The sequence below is a fragment of the Aneurinibacillus terranovensis DSM 18919 genome (genome assembly GCF_000430625.1).
Classification (GTDB): Bacteria; Bacillota; Bacilli; order Aneurinibacillales; family Aneurinibacillaceae; genus Aneurinibacillus_B; species Aneurinibacillus_B terranovensis.
Genome location: NZ_AUMJ01000076.1, coordinates 1 through 17,255 on the forward strand (window position 1 = coordinate 1; position 17,255 = coordinate 17,255).

17 protein-coding genes are annotated in these 17,255 nt (G+C 46.5%); 4 read left to right on the plus strand and 13 right to left on the minus strand.

Features of this window, described 5'->3' with window-relative positions; genetic code table 11:
* Positions 1 to 98 precede the first annotated feature (98 nt).
* The 7 genes from speD to H525_RS0113935 all read right to left on the minus strand — a co-directional run bounded on the left by speD (position 99) and on the right by H525_RS0113935 (position 7,404).
* Complete coding sequence (gene speD, locus H525_RS0113905) at positions 99 to 500, minus strand: adenosylmethionine decarboxylase (RefSeq protein ID WP_027416696.1); 402 nt, start codon at positions 498 to 500, stop codon at positions 99 to 101.
* Between the two features lie 176 nt (positions 501 to 676).
* On the minus strand, positions 677 to 1,183 hold the full coding sequence (locus tag H525_RS0113910; RefSeq protein WP_051331049.1) for a DUF4446 family protein: 507 nt from the start codon (positions 1,181 to 1,183) through the stop codon (positions 677 to 679).
* 134 nt (positions 1,184 to 1,317) lie between these two features.
* Positions 1,318 to 2,199, minus strand: coding sequence for an NAD(P)-dependent oxidoreductase (locus tag H525_RS0113915; RefSeq protein ID WP_027416698.1), 882 nt, complete (start codon positions 2,197 to 2,199; stop codon positions 1,318 to 1,320).
* A gap of 288 nt (positions 2,200 to 2,487) precedes the next feature.
* A complete protein-coding gene (locus H525_RS0113920; RefSeq protein ID WP_051331046.1) occupies positions 2,488 to 3,069 on the minus strand; it encodes a DinB family protein in 582 nt (193 codons plus the stop codon).
* 145 nt (positions 3,070 to 3,214) lie between these two features.
* On the minus strand, positions 3,215 to 4,477 hold the full coding sequence (locus H525_RS0113925; RefSeq protein ID WP_425387705.1) for a M20 family metallo-hydrolase: 1,263 nt from the start codon (positions 4,475 to 4,477) through the stop codon (positions 3,215 to 3,217).
* Positions 4,478 to 4,504: 27 nt separating this feature from the next.
* On the minus strand, positions 4,505 to 5,872 hold the full coding sequence (locus H525_RS0113930; RefSeq protein ID WP_027416701.1) for an aspartate aminotransferase family protein: 1,368 nt from the start codon (positions 5,870 to 5,872) through the stop codon (positions 4,505 to 4,507).
* A 20-nt stretch (positions 5,873 to 5,892) separates the two neighbouring features.
* The gene (locus H525_RS0113935) at positions 5,893 to 7,404 is read right to left on the minus strand and encodes a CoA-acylating methylmalonate-semialdehyde dehydrogenase (protein WP_027416702.1); all 1,512 of its coding nucleotides are present in this window, start codon (positions 7,402 to 7,404) and stop codon (positions 5,893 to 5,895) included.
* Positions 7,405 to 7,755: 351 nt separating this feature from the next.
* On the opposite strand from H525_RS0113935, the gene H525_RS0113940 reads away from it, so the two are divergent.
* Complete coding sequence (locus H525_RS0113940; protein ID WP_027416703.1) at positions 7,756 to 9,276, plus strand: NCS1 family nucleobase:cation symporter-1; 1,521 nt, start codon at positions 7,756 to 7,758, stop codon at positions 9,274 to 9,276.
* A 114-nt stretch (positions 9,277 to 9,390) separates the two neighbouring features.
* On the opposite strand, the gene H525_RS24175 is transcribed toward H525_RS0113940, so the two are convergent.
* The 5 genes from H525_RS24175 to H525_RS0113965 all read right to left on the minus strand — a co-directional run bounded on the left by H525_RS24175 (position 9,391) and on the right by H525_RS0113965 (position 15,245).
* Positions 9,391 to 9,969, minus strand: a complete 579-nt coding sequence (locus tag H525_RS24175; protein WP_051331047.1) for a hypothetical protein — start codon at positions 9,967 to 9,969, stop codon at positions 9,391 to 9,393.
* A 158-nt stretch (positions 9,970 to 10,127) separates the two neighbouring features.
* Positions 10,128 to 11,018 (minus strand): nitrilase-related carbon-nitrogen hydrolase, encoded by an 891-nt coding sequence (locus H525_RS0113950; protein WP_035101276.1) that lies wholly within the window; start codon positions 11,016 to 11,018, stop codon positions 10,128 to 10,130.
* A gap of 56 nt (positions 11,019 to 11,074) precedes the next feature.
* The gene (gene hydA / locus H525_RS0113955; protein WP_027416705.1) at positions 11,075 to 12,460 is read right to left on the minus strand and encodes a dihydropyrimidinase; all 1,386 of its coding nucleotides are present in this window, start codon (positions 12,458 to 12,460) and stop codon (positions 11,075 to 11,077) included.
* A 130-nt stretch (positions 12,461 to 12,590) separates the two neighbouring features.
* Positions 12,591 to 13,844, minus strand: a complete 1,254-nt coding sequence (gene preA, locus H525_RS0113960) for an NAD-dependent dihydropyrimidine dehydrogenase subunit PreA (protein WP_027416706.1) — start codon at positions 13,842 to 13,844, stop codon at positions 12,591 to 12,593.
* Between the two features lie 33 nt (positions 13,845 to 13,877).
* Entirely contained in the window at positions 13,878 to 15,245 is a 1,368-nt protein-coding gene (locus tag H525_RS0113965; RefSeq protein WP_027416707.1) for an NAD(P)-dependent oxidoreductase, read from the minus strand.
* 220 nt (positions 15,246 to 15,465) lie between these two features.
* Here H525_RS0113965 and H525_RS24180 point away from each other — a divergent pair, with 220 nt between their 5' ends.
* From H525_RS24180 to H525_RS0113980, 3 genes are read left to right on the plus strand one after another with little or no spacing between them, the layout of a single operon-like run.
* The gene (locus tag H525_RS24180) at positions 15,466 to 16,002 is read left to right on the plus strand and encodes a hypothetical protein (protein ID WP_051331048.1); all 537 of its coding nucleotides are present in this window, start codon (positions 15,466 to 15,468) and stop codon (positions 16,000 to 16,002) included.
* Positions 15,971 to 16,360 (plus strand): hypothetical protein, encoded by a 390-nt coding sequence (locus H525_RS0113975; protein WP_035101279.1) that lies wholly within the window; start codon positions 15,971 to 15,973, stop codon positions 16,358 to 16,360. Before H525_RS24180 ends, H525_RS0113975 begins: the two co-directional genes overlap by 32 nt.
* Positions 16,361 to 16,675 carry a hypothetical protein gene (locus H525_RS0113980; protein WP_027416709.1) on the plus strand — a complete coding sequence of 105 codons (315 nt, stop codon included), beginning with the start codon at positions 16,361 to 16,363 and terminating at the stop codon, positions 16,673 to 16,675.
* Between the two features lie 378 nt (positions 16,676 to 17,053).
* Here the strand turns inward: H525_RS0113980 and H525_RS26465 are convergent.
* A partial coding sequence (locus H525_RS26465; RefSeq protein ID WP_155837300.1) for a zinc ribbon domain-containing protein occupies positions 17,054 to 17,255 on the minus strand: 202 nt, incomplete at its 5' end.

Below are 17,255 nucleotides of genomic sequence, written 5' to 3' on the forward strand. Positions count from 1 at the left end.
GAAAGTATATGTTGCTTTAACACTGTAAAGCAACATATACTTTCCTTAACGATAAAAAAGAGAGATAGCCAGCTATCTCTCTTGGTATTGTTTGTTCATTATGATTGTAAGCTCATTCGTTTCACTTGAGGTGTCAGGATTTCAATCTCACCAATGCCGCGAACCATTTTCTTTGCGTGGTATTGCTTTGGCTGTAAAATGGAAACCAGATAATCAATCGCGAGCTGTGGATCCACAGTGTCGCCGCATGTGTAACAATCGAGCGCAGCAAATCCCTTCTCAGGATACGTATGAATGGAAATGTGGCTCTCTGACAGCATAACCAGAACGGTAGCACCCTGTGGTTCAAACTGCTTGGCCTGAACAGATAAAACGGTCGCACCGCATGTTTCGGCTGCTTCCACCATATGATGCTGCAAAAATTCGGCATTGTTTAGCTTTTCAAACGGCACTCCCCAAACATCAATCGCGACATGTCTTCCGAAAGTAGAATATTCCATCTCTCGGTTCCCCCTTCCTAGGATGAGTATGGTAAACATCGCTAGGACCTACGTCATTCACCACGGGGGCAAGTGAGTAAGTGAAGAATCCCACCCTTTAAGTGAATCCTGGTTCCTATCTTATTTTCTTAACGAAAATAAAAATAACACGAATTCTTTTATCTTGCAACCCCTTTTTATTCGTTTTTCAGCCCATTTTTGAGAGCCGCACGAATAGCTTCTTTCTCCTCCTCCGACAGATCATAAGGAGATGTTCCATGCTGGATGGGCTTCGCATACATACGGGACTCACTGCGTCCGAATATGCTTGTTAAAACGACGCCGTTGCTCTCATCGTCCAGGAGCGCAATAGAAAAACTTAAATCGCTGCCTTCATTCTGGAAAGCCTGGAAGCGAACAACTCCAAGGTGACCCTTGCGTTCTTTTATAGACTGGCGCATGCGCGCCAATTCGCTGTTCGTATCATCATTGGACACGGTAAGCTTATCCATCCGGTCAAATAACCGCTCAAGAATTTGCTCTAAATTTTCTTTCGATGTCCCACCGGCGATACGGCGGAATCTTTTCTTCAGACCGTTGAATTTAACGGATAGAACAATATTCCAGATAAATAAAACAAGAAATAATACCAAAAGAAGGCCGCCTATTCCAGCGATATATTCTTTTGACAACCAGGGTTCCACTGCTGTACCATCCCTTCCATGTTCAAAAACTGACAACCTCCTTATTTTATATCAGAGTGCCTCAACTGACTACATAAAAATTAAACGCTGTTTTTCATAAAGAAAACTTGGCTGGCGCATCCTGGCCAAGCGGCTTATCGGTCATACAGTTTATATAGGGCCTGTGTCCCGCTATTTTCTTCCTGTTCGGCTGCTAATCGGTCGTATAACGATTTGGCAAGTTCCAAACCCGGTGTCATAAGGCCGATTTCTTTTGCCGAATCCAACGCAATCTGCATGTCTTTAATGAAATGTTTGATGTAAAAACCGGGCTCAAAATTACCGGCAATCATGCGCGGTCCCAGGTTGCTTAACGACCAACTGCCCGCCGCCCCAGTCTCAATCGTTTGCAGGACAAGGTCTGAGTTAAGGCCTGCCTTCTTCGCATAGGCTATCGCCTCGCATACGCCCATCATGTTAGACGCGATCGCAATTTGATTACACATTTTTGTATGCTGGCCGGACCCGGCTTTTCCTTCGAGAACAATATTGGTCCCCATCAGGCTTAAAATAGGTTTAACCGCTTCAAAGTCATCCGGCTCTCCTCCCACCATGATAGCGAGCTTTCCTTCCCTCGCTCCGACATCTCCTCCTGAAACAGGCGCGTCCAGCGCATGCATGTTATGTAAGCTTGCCTCTCTATAAATACGCTCCGCCAAAGAGGGACTCGAAGTGGTCATATCGATTAAATACGTACCTTCTTTTGCATGCTGAATGACCCCGTTTTTCCCCAGGTAGACATCTTCCACATCTTTCGGATACCCAACCATCGTAATAATCACATTGGCCTGTTCGGCAATATCCGTTATTTTATCTTTCCACTGCGCACCCAATTTCACTAACTCATCTGTTTTCGCCCGTGTACGGTTGTACACCAGCACCGTATAGCCGGCTTTCACCAAATGAGAAGCCATGCTTCTTCCCATAACGCCCGTTCCAATAAATCCAATCACCGTATTTTCTTTATTTACGTCCATTTGATCACCCTTCCCCTAATGTGTTCATGCTTCCCTTTTTTATTTTTCCGCACTTTTCCGTTTTGAGCAAGACAAAAAAGGGGAGGTGCGAATGGAATGGTCCGTTTTTATTTTTGGTCTGTTATAGTTTATTATCGATTTTTGACCAAAATAAAAACCGCCAGTGACAAGAGGGGTTAATTGAACTATCTATTCGCGTTAGCGTAACAAAAGAAAAAAACTGCCGAAGCAGCGTTATTGAACAATCAATCCCTGAGACTTCAGTAAAATTATAAATATCCCCACCCGCTAGACTAAATATTTTTCCTTGATGACTTTTATATGATGCAGTTCATGACCGGCAATAATGTAAGCCAAAGCCTTTACAGATAACTCACTATTGTTAACGAAACCCCTTCTCGACCATGCTTCCTCAGACAATCCCCGAAGCAGGGTTAGTGTTGATCGGCGTACAAACATATAATCTTCGATTAATTCAGATAACTTGTGTGAATCAAAAGAGGACCCTCTAATAAAATCGTCCTGATTATATCCTGCAAGAGGAGTCTTATCCCCTCTCGCTATCCGAAGCAACCGGTAACTCATAATACGTTCATTGTCTGTGATATGACCTAGCACTTCTTTCAGACTCCACTTTCCTGATGCATAACGGTAATTTGCCCGTTGTTCTGGAATATCCGAAAGCAACTTGGTTGTTTTCTCAAGATGCTTGGTTAGAATATCCCTAACATTTTCCTCTGGAACTAAACAAATATACCGATCATAGTAAGGGTTATATTTCGTAATGTATACTTTCTCCTGCACCTGAAGCTTCCCTGCAAGGGAAGACCCCGCAAAAAATAGAAACGCTCCATTCCATTGCGGCGCCATCGTTTGGGTTTGCGTTCGGTCACAATCCACCCTTCAGGAAGAAACAAGCAGGTATAGGATTTAAATCAAACAAATAGCCGGCACTCACGACAACGTGGCACTGGCTATTTGTTGATGAATTATGGCCAAAGCACGGACGGAAATCCTAATTTGGGTTTTGGGACAGCCGTAGTGCCGTTCGATAAAGCAATTCTGTGCCAAGAGAAATATCCTCATACGTGGAAAATTCTTTTGGATTATGGCTGATTCCGTCCTTACAGCGGACAAATATCATCCCGTAATCACACACATACGACAGGGCGAGGGCATCGTGGAACGGCCCGCTCATCAATTCCGGAGCTTTCACATCCATGGCGGAACTCTCCTGGCGCATAATATCCATGATAGGCTCCGCGCAATACCGGGGCTCACTGTTCGTGTCTTCCCTGATAGAATAGGTTACACCGCATTCGCCTGCAATGTCTTCAATCGCCTGCCGCAGTTCTTTTTCATAACGGTGCCGGCGTTCGATATCGATGTCACGCAAATCTACGGTAAACGCCACCCGCTCGGGGATGATATTTCGTGAATTCGGAAAGACCTCAATATTTCCAACCGTCCCGACAGTAGGGGCCCCCGGATCCTGTGAAGCAATGTCATTGAGTTTCGCGATGACTTTGGCGGCCGCAAGCAGTGCATCTTTGCGCATGGGCATAGGAACCGAACCGGCATGCCCTGCGAAACCGTTCATCTCTACAGTCAGCCAGAGCGGACCCGATATACCCGTTACGATTCCAATCGGGGAATCGAGCGATTCGAGAACAGGTCCCTGTTCAATATGCAGTTCAAGATAGGAAGCAATTTTTTCTTCCGGGTACACGCAATCCTGTAGCTTATCCGGGTCGCAGCCGAAATCAAGCAGGGCCTGTGCCCGGGTAATTCCATCTTTATCAGTTCGTTCTAATTCACCCTGTTCGAGCTTCCCGAGAATTCCCCGGCTTCCGAATAACCCTTTGTTAAAACGGCAGCCCTCTTCGTCACAAAAAGCAATGACTTCTATCGGAATGTGCGGAGTGATTTGCCGCTCGACCATCGTATGAATAACCTCAATCGCGCCAAGCACTCCGATTGTCCCGTCAAATCGTCCGCCATACGGCTGTGAATCAATGTGGGACCCCATCATGAGAACAGGAGCAGCAGGATTTTCCCCCTCAAGACGGCCAATTAAATTTCCAAAATGATCGACATACGCGGTCATGCCAGCCTCTTCCATCCACCTTTTTACCGTGTCAACCGCCGCCCGGTCTTCCTTTGACAGGGCTAGGCGGCACACCCCTGTCTCGCCAATTTTTCCAATTTGAGCAAGGTCGGCAATTCGCTTTTCCAGCCGTTTGCTATTAATCGTTAAAGAATGTACTGACAATGGCAATCCCTCCATTCCGGCCCGCTGCAACGGTTACACCGAATAGTTTTTCACCAGTAAAGTAGAGAACGCTTCTTTCAACGTGTTTACGATAAACTCCAATTCCTCATCGGTTGTGACAAACGGCGGCGAAAGCGTCAGAACATTCTCGTACTGTGGAACGGTGTCGCTGTTTTTACCTATCATCAGGCCGCGTTTTTTGCATTCCGCAATCACTTGGGTCACCTTTGCGGACTCCGCAGGCTGCTTGCTTTTCTTGTCTTCAACCAGCTCAATGCCCGCCATAAAACCAAAGGTGCGAATATCTCCCACATTCGGATGGTCGGCCAATTCATCGAGCTTATGACGAAGCTGAATCCCCAATTCGTCCGCCCGCTCCACGAGGTTCTCCCTTTCGAGAATCTCGATATTTTTCAAGGCAACCGCGCAAGAAACAGGGTTTCCGCCAAACGTATTGACATGACGGAAATGATTATTCTTGCCAGGCTGTTTAAACGTTTCGTAAATGTCAGCGCGGACGGCTGTCGCGGAAAGCGGGGAATATGCGCTCGTGATGCCTTTGGCCATGGAAACAATGTCAGGTTTAATGCCAAAGTTTTGATGGCCGAACGGTTTGCCGGAACGCCCGAAACCGCAAATAACTTCGTCAACGATGAGCAGTACCCCGTACTTGTCGCAAATCTCACGCACTTCCGTGAGGTATTCCGCCGGCGGAACGATCACACCACCACCTGTGATAACGGGTTCAAGGATGACCCCGGCAACGGTCTCAGCGCCTTCCCAATTGATTACATCTTCATATATTTTAGCGCACTCGATATTGCATGACCCATATTCCTTCCCGAACGGGCAGCGGTAGCAGTACGGAGGCGGCACATGTTGAAATCCTGTTCCAAGCGGCTCATATTTGATTTTGCGAACGGCCTGGCCGGTTGCGCCGAGCGCACCCATCGAATTGCCGTGGTACGCGCGGTAACGTGAAATAAATTTGTGCCGGGTAGGCTCGCCTTTCTGGTTGAAGTACTGGCGGGCGATTTTAAAGGCAACCTCATTGGCATCCGAGCCGGAATTTGAGAAGAAAACCCGGTAATCTCCGTTTAACCACTCCGCCACTTTATCCGCCAGTTGGATAGCGGGAACATGGCTATGGCTTAAAGGAAAATAGGCGAGTGTTTTCATCTGTTCGGCAGCGGCCTCGGCAATTTCTTCTCTGCCATGGCCGACATTGACACACCATAAGCCGGACATACCGTCTAAAAAACGGTTTCCGTCAATATCTGTCAGCCAGCTTCCCTCTCCTGACACGGCAACAATCGGGTTGGGATTGTGCGGGGACATATGATGCCACAGCTTCTCGCGGTCTTTTTGCAGCAGTTCTTCTTTGTTTCCATTCGTTGTCATATCGTGAGCCCCTTTTCGCTTTATTTTACAAAATCACGTTTTTGTCCAATCGACGTTTCATCACCTTTATACCAGCGGGTGGTTACTACTTTTTTCTTCGTATAGAATTCAACGCCATCTTTGCCGTTGGCATGCAGGTCTCCGTAGAAAGACTCCTTCCAACCTGAAAAAGGAAGAAAGCTCATCGGTGCGGGCAGTCCAATATTGACCCCAACCATGCCGGCCTCAACACGCTGGACAAACTCGCGCGCATACGCCCCGCTGTTCGTATAAACGCACGCTCCGTTGCCAAACCGTGACGCACGAATGACGTCAATCCCTTCATCAAAACTGTTCACCCGAATCATGCTGAGGACGGGAGCAAAAATTTCATCCCGAATAATCGGCATATCCGGTTTGGCATGATCGAAAATCGTAGGCCCGAGAAAATAACCGGTTCCGGTTTTCGCCCCTTCATCCCGGCCGTCGCGAATCAGCGTGGCCCCAGCTTCCTCGCCCTGGCTAATGTATCCGAGAGCCCGCTTCAGATGGCTCTCACGAATCACTGGCCCCATCTCATTGTTTTTGTCTTCTCCCGGCCCCATCGCTACCTTATCAGCATATTCCACAACTTTGTGCGCTAAATCATCCGCAATGGCTTCGTGGGCAACAACAACACTTGCAGCAAGGCATCGTTCGCCGGCGCACCCAAAAGCAGAACTCACAAGAATTTCGGCTGTCTTATCCAAATTCGCGTCGGGCATAACAAGGTGATGATTTTTTGCGCCAGCCAGCGCTTGAACCCGCTTGCCGTTTTCCGAAGCCTTTTTATAAACGTATTCTGCTACAGGCTGGGAACCAATGAAGGATATCGCTTTGACGTCAGGGTGCTCCAACAATCCGTTTACCGCATCATAAGCCCCATGCACAAGGTTAAGCACGCCATCGGGCAGGCCGGCTTCCTTAGCAAGTTCCACCACGCGAATAGCGCTTAACGGGGTCCGCTCGGAAGGCTTCAAAACAAATGTATTTCCGCAGGCAATGGCGAGCGGGAACATCCATAAAGGGAGCATGCCCGGAAAATTAAATGGTGTGATTCCACCCACTACGCCAAGTGGAAAACGAATCATCTGGGTATCAATGCCCCTTGAAACATTGGACAGTGTATCACCCATCATCAGGGTTGGAATTCCGCAGGAGAATTCTACGGATTCAAACCCCCGAAGCAATTCGGCATGCGCTTCATGGTATGTCTTTCCGTTTTCCTGCGTAATTAACATTGCAAGTTCTTCCTGATGCTCAAGCAGGATAGCGTGGAACTTGAACATAAACTTGCTTCGTTCTACAACGGTAACATCTTTCCACGTTTCAAATGCCTTTTTTGCCGCGCTGACAGCAGCGTCCACCTCACTTCTAGTACTGAGAGGCACTCTGGCAATCACTTCTCCGGTGGCAGGATTGAATACATCTTCATACTTGTCAGTGTCCGACTTTGTCCACGTTCCATCGATGAAATTCTTAATGAAATCAACTTCCACCTTTTGTGCATTCATTCATCGGTCCCCCCTTTAATTGATTGCTAATCATCATATTATATTTAATTTTTTAAATTTTCATTATACATTTTGTATGATCTTACCCCGGATGAGTGGTCAAAATGTACAAGAGAACCCGAAGGGAAAAAATGCACTATCGTATCATGTCCACTATGTATACAAAATAATATTTTGACTTTTCCAAAACTTTGTTGACTGTTTGTTTCAAACTGCTTATAATCAACTTAAATATTTTCAATGCAATTATTAATAAATAAAAAATTTTTAAATGCATATTTTGTATCAGAAAACGAAATTATTTTCTTAAATTTTTCACATCTCATTTTTTTATTAAAAAGGAGGAAGCTTATGAAATCGCAAATCGAATCGAATGGGATTGTGACACTTTCCGAGGATGTCTTTCAAAAGATGGAACACAGTCCCCTGTGGAACGAAGACTTACGTCCGACAACGATGCAAGAACATTCATGGAAAGGATTCAATTTTGCCGCCCTATGGATAGGGATGTGTTTGTGCATTCCCACCTATACGATGGCAAGCGGATTGATTAGTTTAGGGATGAACTGGTATCAGGCAATCGCCACCATCTTCCTGGGTAATGTTATCGTACTGATTCCGATTCTTTTAAACTCCCACGCAGGAACAAAGTTTGGCATTCCCTATCCTGTGTTTGCAAGATTGTGGTTTGGTTCCACAGGCGCTCATATTCCGGCACTCGCACGGGCCATTGTAGCCGCCGGATGGTTTGGCATTAATACATGGATTGGAACAGGGGCCATCGATACACTTCTCTCGGCCAGCTTCCACGGCTGGGCGAATTTACCCGGCCATACCGCTATTGTATTCGCGCTATTCTGGATAATGAATGTAGGAATCGCTTATAAAGGTCCGGAAGCGATCAAAGTCCTGAGTGCGATTGCCGCACCTGTACTCGCAGTATCGTCGATTATACTGCTTATCTGGGCTTTTACAAGCGCGGGCGGATGGGGCCCCATGCTTTCCGCGCCTTCCAAGTTTACAAGTACAGGACAATTCATAAAAGTATTCTTTCCGGCTTTAACCGGTGTTATCGCCTTCTGGGCAACGATGGCGCTAAATATTCCGGATTTTTGCCGGTACGCAAAAAGCCAGAAGTCCCAAATGACGGCACAGAGTTTCTCACTCCCCCTCACAATGGGCGTCTTTTCCTTCATAGGTATTGCCGTCACCTCAGCCACGATTGTTATTTTCGGGCAAGCACTATGGGATCCGGTTCAACTGCTCGCTAAATTCCCACCTTTTGTCGTCTTTCTGGGCACGATTGTCATTGTTATTTCGTCGATTACGATCAATGTCGGCGCGAATGTTGTAGCGCCTGCACGGGCGATTGAAAACCTGTATCCTCAACGGATTACCTTTGCTATGGGTGCCATTATTACCGGACTTTTCGCTATCTTAATGCAGCCATGGTACATCATGTCCAACTTCGGCAATTATATTTTTGGCTGGCTCGGTACGTACGGGGCACTGCTCGGTCCGATTGACGGCATCGCTATCGCAGACTATTGGATCGTGCGACGCCGCCGAATGGCATTGAAGGAGTTATATGCGACGGACGGAAGGTATCATTACTCATCCGGGTTTAACATGAACGGGGTGTATGCACTGATCGTAGGGGTCGGTATTCCGTTAATCAGTCTATTTATTCCCGGCCTTTCGTTTATGTGGGAGAACGCCTGGTCATTCGGCCTCCTCTTCTCGATTATCGCCTACGTGTATTTCATGCGAAACGACAAAAGTATCCTGACGAAAGAAGAGTATGATGCGATGACGGAATACCGCGTTTCCACAGAGCAGGAAAGTTCGCAGGAAACTGTCCTTTCCCAATAGACATCCATGTGTCGCAACGCGGCGCCAGCAGAAGGATGAAATAAAGTTATTTCAAGATAGATTATGGAAGTCTTCATTCAATCCTCTACCCCGGCGGAGCGGGTAGAGGATTTTTTATGCAGAGGGAGTTATGTTTTCATTATAAATCTTTCTTAATTCGGTAAACGTATGCTTTCTAACATCATCGATATGATAGATAAAATCAATGCACATCTGTTTAATTTGGTCAGAGGGTTGATAACAGACATAGTAGATTAACTCCTCGCTAATTTTGTATTCAATGCCATCGTAGTGATGAGATACGAGGAACTCACGAATAATCGTTCCCGCCCAATGGCTTAATTCATAGAAACTTTTTCCTGCTATCGGTATTTCCACTTTTTTCTCCGCAAATTTCCAGTCAAAGGCTTTCCGGCGGATTTCTTTTTCTCCGAACTCTTGGTCCAGTTTCATCGGATTCTTCATATGGACGGTTTGGCGAACAACGCAACCCAAATCATTGGTAGACTCAGCGTGGCAATACGCGTATTCGGCGGCTACAATATAGTTATTCACAAGATACACCCCTGGACCAAAAACAGCCTTTATTTCTATACTGTTGGAAAACTTTCGTTCCTCACTGTTTACATAGCACTGCCTCTCAACAGCTTCCCTGGCTTCTCTTAATGGTATGCCTCGATAAGCGATGTCCATTCCTGCCACGTCCCTCCTTATTTTATTCTTGTAAAAATATATCATACGTAAAACCTATGTTCAATTCAAATTATTTAGAATTATTTTAATAAACAACATTAAAAATAGAGCAGGCCCGCTGAAGGAACCCTGCTCTTTTGCCTTAACTTTTCGCGCTTTTAAACCTGAGCGGAAAGCTTATCATATGTTTCCGGCCGGCGGTCCCTGTAAAATTGCCACACATCGCGGACTTCGTGAATCACATTGCGATCCATGACACCAATGACGACCTCATCCTTATCCCGGCTTCCAACGGAAACAAACCGTCCTTTTGGATCGACCAGATAGCTCTGTCCGTAAAATTCACCCATATTCCACGGGGCTTCAAATCCGACACGGTTAATGGCCGCTACATAAAAGCCGTTGGCCACCGCATGGGCAGGTTGTTCTAATTTCCATAAATATTCGGATGTGCCCGCCACAGTAGCCGATGGATTGAAAACAATTTCCGCCCCGTTCAAGCCAAGAATGCGCGCGCCTTCCGGAAAATGCCGGTCATAGCAAATATAAACGCCAATTCTGCCATATTTTGTATCAAATACCGGATAATCTTCATTTCCCGGTTTAAAATAATATTTCTCCCAAAAGCCGGTTCCGTTCTCGCCAGCTGCCACATGGGGAATATGTTTTTTACGGTATCTGCCGAGGTATGTCCCGTCTGCATCAATCACAGCCGCGGTATTGTAATAGATCCCCTCTCCTGCTTTCTCATAAATGGGAAGTACGATGACAATATCATTTTTCTTCGCTACTTCCTGGAACAAACGGGTCGTCGGCCCATCCGGAATCGGCTCGGCAGCCTCATACCATTTGGTTGTCTGTTCCGCACAAAAATACGGACCATAAAAAATCTCCTGCAGGCAGACAATCTGCGCTCCTTTTTCCACCGCCTCATCCACAAGCTTTAAATGCTTTTCAATCGCCGCATTCTTGTGTACTTCCACAGGTTCGTTCCCGTTTACATCATGACTGGCCTGAATCAATCCGATAACGACTTCTTTTGCTGACATTATACTCCGCCTCCTGTTTTCACCTTTGATATTTTCATAGTAGTGATCTGATCAAATCAGTATTGCTGGAACGTTGCCCGCCGTAAGTATTCGCCCCGTCCCTTCTTGCCGAGAAATTGTTTGTCCCGAACAATGACTTCGCCGCGGGAAAGTACCGTTACAGGTTCGCCGACTACCTTCATGCCTTCAAATGGATTGTAATCCACATTCATATGGTGAGTGAATGCAGACAGCGTCCGCTCCGCCTTCGGATCGAAAATAACAATATCCGCGTCGCTGCCGACCGCAATCGTACCTTTCTTCGGAAAAAGACCGAACAGCTTGGCTGCATTTGTCGAAACGACATTCACGAATGTATTAAGCCCGATTCTGCCTTTATGCACGCCTTCTGAATACAAAATGGAAAAACGGTCTTCGATCAGAGGCCCTCCGTTTGGTATTTTTGTAAAATCATTTCTTCCTAATTCTTTTTGCCCTGCAAAATTAAAGGAACACTGATCGGAACCGACCGTCTGCAGGCTGCCGTTGCGCAACGCAGCCCACAGCTCTTCCTGATTCCATTTCTCGCGAAGCGGCGGTGACCACACATACTTCGCTCCTTCAAAATCAGGTTTTTCCAGCGCCGTAATATCCAGTACAAGATACTGCGGGCATGTTTCCCCCCACGCTTTGTACCCTGCATCACGCGCTTCTTTGATTTTATTCGCGGCCGCGGCACATGAAACGTGCACAACATACAGCGGAGCATCGGCGAGAGCTGCCATTGCAATCGCCCTGCCTGTCGCTTCCTCTTCCGCTTCCGGAGGCCTGGTCAGCGCATGGTAAATCGGGTCTGTATTTTCTTCAGCGAGCGCTTTTTTTGTAAGATAATCGATGACATCTCCATTCTCCGCGTGAACCTGCACAAGAGCCCCAAGCTCTTTCGCTTTGGTCAGCGTTTGAAACAGTGTCCCATCGTCGACCTGAAAGACATTTTTATATGCCATAAATAGCTTAAGCGATGTGATTCCCTCTTCTGCAACGACCTGTGAGAGCTCGCCCAGCACATTGTCATTGATTTCGCTTATCATCAGATGGAAGCCATAGTCGATCAGGGCTTTTCCATCCGCTTTTTTATGCCAGGTTTGGATCGCGCTTTTTAACGGCTCCCCTTTCCGGGTTAGGCAGAAATCTACAACCGTTGTCGTTCCGCCGAATGCGGCCGCACGTGTTCCGGTCTCAAAATCATCCGCCGTCGTCGTCCCGCCAAAAGGCATGTCAAGGTGTGTGTGCGGATCAACCCCTCCAGGAAAAACATAACATCCTTTCGCGTCGATAATCTCAGCGTCTCCCGAATCTATGTTCTCCCCAATGCTTATTACTTTTTCCCCTTCAATTAACACATTGGCTTGATAAATATCGGAAGCGGTTACCACCGTTCCCCCTTTGATTACTTTTGCCATTCCAATTCGCCTCCCACTTGAGTTCACTTGCCGCTGTCTTTCCGTTAGCTGTTGTGTATCGGTTTGCTTCTCCCTATCAGTTTTGCTGCACTCTATCCGTTCATTGATGTCTCTATGAGTTTATGGCTCCCTATGAGTTTATGGCCGCCTGCCGTTCCTTCCAAGTTTGCGGCGGTAAATCAGTCGGCACTTCAACCATCGTGATGCAGTCCTCAATTGGACAAACAATAGAGCATAGATTACAGCCCACGCAATCCTCTTCCCGAACGACCAGTTTTTCTTTGCCCGCACCGTTCGGAACGATATCAATGCACTGGTGGGATGTGTCTTCGCACGCAATATGGCACCGATTGCAATGAATGCAGTATTCTTCGTCAATTCGCGCGACAATTTTATAGTTAAGGTTTAAATTCCCCCAGTCAGAGTAACGCTGGACAGATTTCCCTACGATATCCATGACAGAGGCAATGCCTTTCTCATCAAGGTAATTGCTCAACCCTTCAGCCATATCCTCGACAATACGAAAGCCATACAGCATAGCTGCTGTACATACCTGAATTCCCGAAGCACCCATTAACATAAATTCAACGACATCACGCCAGTTTGAAATGCCGCCGATTCCCGATATCGGCACTCCGACGAGCGGGTCACGGGCACACTCCGCCACCATGTTTAACGCAATCGGTTTGACTGCCGGGCCGCAATAGCCGCCGTGCGCACCTTTTCCATCGACATGCGGAATGGTATTCCACGTATCAAGGTCAACCCCCATTAGACTATTGATCGTGTTAATCATACTTACGGCATCAGCACCACCCTGTACGGCGGCACGCGCCGTATAGCGGATGTCAGTGATATTCGGCGTTAGTTTTACGATAACCGGGGTTCGGGCTACTTCCTTCACCCATGCGGTCTGCATTTGAACAAGCTCGGGCTGCTGTCCAACGGCCGAACCCATTCCCCGTTCCGCCATCCCATGCGGGCAGCCAAAATTTAATTCAAGGCCGTCTACCCCGATGTCTTCCACCGCTTTGACAAGTTCCTGCCAACGATATTTGTCAGGTTCCATCATGAGGGACGCAATTAGCGTGTGATTAGGAAAGTTCCGTTTCACTTCTTTCATTTCTTTAAGATTGACTTCCAGCGGGCGGTCCGTGATCAATTCAATGTTATTAAACCCAACGGTTTGCCGGTTATACGTCAAACCTGCAAAGCGGGACGTTACATTCACAATGGGATCCCCCAACGTTTTCCAGACAGCTCCGCCCCATCCGGCTTCAAACGCACGTTGAACTTGATAGCCGGTGTTCGTAGGAGGTGCGGAAGCAAGCCAGAAGGGATTGGGTGACTGAATCCCGGCCAGTTCAATTCTCAAATCTGCCATATCGTTTCCTCCCCTTTATCATGATATTTTCCGTTATACCATCGACGCATTTTTATTTGGAAGCAGGACGCTGTGAATCCCGTACGCCGCCTTTTTGCCCTGCTGCGCCGCATCTACTACCATCGCTTCCGCGTTACCTAATCCAAAAATACAATCCCCGGCAGCAAACACTTTCGGATTTGATGTTTGGTTCTTTTCATTGACTTCAACAATGCCGTTCTGGTGAGCAAGCCCAAACGCTTCGATAACCGACAGCAGTTTAGACTGTCCGATCGCCTTAATGATCGAATCCACTTCGATAGTACATTCAGATCCCTCTATTTTTACGGGGCGGGGGCGCCCGGAAGCATCCGGTTCTCCAAGCTTCATCCGCACGATTTCAAGCGCTTTTACTTTGCCGTTCTCGTCGCCGATAATTCGTGTGGGAGCGGAAAGCCATCTGAATTCCACACCTTCCTGTTTGGCAAATTCATATTCGAAATCGTACGCGGTCATTTCTTGTTCGGTACGGCGGTACAGCATCGTCACGTGTTTTGCCCCTAACCGCTTAGAGCATGTGGCGGCGTCAATCGCAGTGTTGCCGGCACCAACCACCACGACACGCTTTCCAACGTTCAATGTTGACAGTGGTTTCGTTTTTGTATCTTTAACAAGCTGAATGGCGTCATACACCCCCTCCAATTCCTCGCCCTCAATGCCTAATTGTGGAACATTGCCCAGCCCGACGGCCAGCACCACAAAATCATAGTCGGCAAGGATTTCCTCTGCGGTGATGTCACGGCCGACCGTTACATTCGTCAGAATCTTAACACCTAATGCTTTCACCTGCTCCGCTTCCCACAGAGAGATGTCCTGAGGCAAACGGAAGGAGACGATGCCGTATGTGTTTAAACCGCCGGCCTGGGGTCTGGCTTCATATATGGTGACATCGAAACCAAACCGGGCCAGCTCCCGGGCCGCTGATAAGCCGGCAGGGCCTCCGCCGATAATCGCGACCGTTTTCCCTACGCTCTGCCCTTTTCCAAATAAGGAGACCTTATTACGGATAGCCCAATCCGTTGAATACCGCTGCAGTTGGCCAATCATAATCGGGCTTGACGCATCGTTTAGAACGCACGCGCCTTCACAAAGCTCTGACGTTGGACAAACCCTCGCACAGCTTGCACCGACCGGATTGGATTCCATAATGACACGGGCAGATCCTTTGATATTCCCGGACGCAATCTTTTTTATAAATGATGGAATATTAATACCTGTAGGGCAAGCTTTAATACAGGGAGCATCGTAGCAGTACAAACAGCGATTCGCTTCATCCATCGCCGCTTTATCTTTTAGTGGCGGAATATATTCTTGAAAATTTTTTTGCAACTGCTCAACCGTTATGAACGTCTGATGGCCCAAGAGCTTCTCCTCCTTATTCTTTTGTTTAATCTTATTATAATTTTCTGAAATATATATTTATAATAGTACATTAAAAATGAATTATCAACATAATTGATTGAAATTATTAAATATTTTATAAGTGATAAAAATTTATTTTATAACCTTTCAAATTTTGTTAAAATATATCCAACTACATGTTAAGAATTGATTTAGTATTGCGTCCTGAGAGGAATGAAACATGGAATTAGAAGAAGCCATCGAACGCTTACGGCAGGAAATTCAGGAAAAGAAGAGTTTATTACGTCAACTGGAGGAGGAGTTGGCCCAGTCTAAAAAACAACAAGAATGTAGAAAGCGCTATATTTCTTCGAAAGAAATTGTTGACTTTGTTGCCATGCGCAGCGGCAAGACCATTAACATGTCTACGATTAAGCGCTGGACAGATGATGGACACCTTGGCGACGCCATCGATGAACGAGAGCATTTTTGGGCCTTAAAAACCAAGCAGGGAAAGAAGCGAAATCTCTATTTGCGCTCGGTTGTTTTTCCGTTTTTATATGAGAGGGGGTACATTGAACCCCTCTATGACATACTGGACGAGGTGTGCTATATTCCACAAAATCTACGGGGTGTTATTATGGAGTGTGACATACTGGAGGGTGAATTCGTATATAAACTACAGCTTCCCGACCTTTCAAGCCTGGAACATATACCAGAAAGATTATTGTCAAATGGAGAGAACAATGGTTGTAATAGAAATCAAAAACACGAATGAAAACATTTTGATTGCACGAAAGATTAGAGATGAGAACAAGAACCAAAACGAGAAAATGAAGATTCATTTTAGCGAGGATGCAAGCAAAATTATTATCGAAGCAGAAAAAATTTATATACCGGATAAACGTTTGCTCACGGATGAGATGACAATAAACGGTGTCCTGCATTCCCGGGGAAAAGGCGTTGAGATTATTGCGAAAGAAAAGGGAAAAACGGTCAACCTTCATCTTGACGCGGAATTAGTAAAAGAAATTGACAACATCCGCAGCTATGTTAAAAGCAAGACCCAGCATGACGTGCTGCTGGAGCTGTTTAAGAAGGGGATTGAGCAGTATAAGAAAGAGCAGGAGGAGTAGATGGGCGAATGGAATGGTACGTTCTATTTTTTGCAAGTTTTCCCCGCTAACTGGAAGCAGAGATTGTCCGTGGTACTGAGAAAAACTCGCGGGCGTTGCCGCTCGTCCTTTTTCTGCAGGGTAGCGAAACGGCCGCTTAGTGACCGGAAGGTCGGACCGACAAAACATCCGGGTACCTCAATGATGGAGACAATTGTCGGTCTGATCGACCTTCCGGCCACACGCTCCACATCGAAAAAGCAACGTTCGGCACACTCCCGCAAGTTTTTCTCAGCTGACCCATGGAGGAAAGTATATGTTGCTTTAACACTGTAAAGCAACATATACTTTCTTTAACGGGAACAGAGGGAGACCTGTCCGAAACATCCGGACAGGTCTCCCTTTTTTTAAAACATAGCCAGTTTCTACTCCTTGAAAGGGAACATTCCTGCAAAAAATAAGAAGCGGACCCTTCCATTGCCCACCGAGTCTGAGAGTAACGTTCTTTATTGCCTCCAATCATCTTGTTACAAATTATTGAAACTATGAATATTTAACCAGTTATTTATTTACAGGAATTAATTACCTGTGTATAATATGGTTTGAACCTCTCATGGCTAAAGCCACGAGATTCTTGGGTAGTCCGCTCTACTGAGCAGAATTAGTACATGATGTACCACCAAGCTATCCCCGCAGTTCCTGCGGTTACTGCGATTATGCAGATAGTAGTCTTTTGCCTTCGGCAAGAATATTCAAACTTGCGTTTACATCCCTGTCCCATTCACTATGACAAGAAGGACACTTCCATTGTCGCAAGTTAAGATCTTTAACCTCTTTGTTTTGGTATCCACAACACGAACAGAGCTGAGAGGAAGCAAAGGTTTTACCTACGGCAACGACAGTACGTCCATACCAC

Coding starts and splice junctions, on each gene's coding strand:
- speD (WP_027416696.1), bottom strand. CDS start 500: ATGGAATATTCTACTTTCGGAAGACATGTCGCGATTGATGTTTGGGGA.
- H525_RS0113915 (WP_027416698.1), bottom strand. CDS start 2,199: ATGGACGTAAATAAAGAAAATACGGTGATTGGATTTATTGGAACGGGC.
- H525_RS0113920 (WP_051331046.1), bottom strand. CDS start 3,069: ATGGCGCCGCAATGGAATGGAGCGTTTCTATTTTTTGCGGGGTCTTCC.
- H525_RS0113930 (WP_027416701.1), bottom strand. CDS start 5,872: ATGACAACGAATGGAAACAAAGAAGAACTGCTGCAAAAAGACCGCGAG.
- H525_RS0113935 (WP_027416702.1), bottom strand. CDS start 7,404: ATGAATGCACAAAAGGTGGAAGTTGATTTCATTAAGAATTTCATCGAT.
- H525_RS0113940 (WP_027416703.1), top strand. CDS start 7,756: ATGAAATCGCAAATCGAATCGAATGGGATTGTGACACTTTCCGAGGAT.
- H525_RS24175 (WP_051331047.1), bottom strand. CDS start 9,969: ATGGACATCGCTTATCGAGGCATACCATTAAGAGAAGCCAGGGAAGCT.
- H525_RS0113950 (WP_035101276.1), bottom strand. CDS start 11,018: ATGTCAGCAAAAGAAGTCGTTATCGGATTGATTCAGGCCAGTCATGAT.
- hydA (WP_027416705.1), bottom strand. CDS start 12,460: ATGGCAAAAGTAATCAAAGGGGGAACGGTGGTAACCGCTTCCGATATT.
- preA (WP_027416706.1), bottom strand. CDS start 13,844: ATGGCAGATTTGAGAATTGAACTGGCCGGGATTCAGTCACCCAATCCC.
- H525_RS24180 (WP_051331048.1), top strand. CDS start 15,466: ATGGAATTAGAAGAAGCCATCGAACGCTTACGGCAGGAAATTCAGGAA.
- H525_RS0113975 (WP_035101279.1), top strand. CDS start 15,971: ATGGTTGTAATAGAAATCAAAAACACGAATGAAAACATTTTGATTGCA.
- H525_RS0113980 (WP_027416709.1), top strand. CDS start 16,361: ATGGGCGAATGGAATGGTACGTTCTATTTTTTGCAAGTTTTCCCCGCT.